At 68.3% G+C, this 268-nt stretch carries 1 pseudogene; it reads right to left on the bottom strand.

Features of this window, described 5'->3' with window-relative positions:
• Nucleotides 1–268 (bottom strand): annotated as a pseudogene (locus AOK18_RS34580) (serine/threonine-protein phosphatase); the annotation flags it as partial.

The raw sequence follows: 268 nt of genomic DNA on the forward strand, positions 1-268 counted from the left end.
GACGAGGATGAAGTCGGGCAGTCCCGTCTGGAACTCGTGCGGCCAGGCGTTGTCCACGAGCGTGAAGGTGATGATCGAGAGGGCTCCGAACACGGCCGTGCCCCACACTCCGCAGATCGCGGCCGCGATGCCCGGGACCAGCACGATCCAGGAGATGATCCGGAACTCGCCGATGGTGTGGTAGTCGGCCACCGCGATGGCGAGCAGCAGCAGGAGCGGCGGCACCCACGCGACGCTGCGCCCTCGCACGTGCAGCATCTCGTGCCGG

Origin of the sequence: Streptomyces prasinopilosus (genome assembly GCF_001419695.1) — a bacterium.
Taxonomy (GTDB): domain Bacteria; phylum Actinomycetota; class Actinomycetes; order Streptomycetales; family Streptomycetaceae; genus Streptomyces; species Streptomyces prasinopilosus.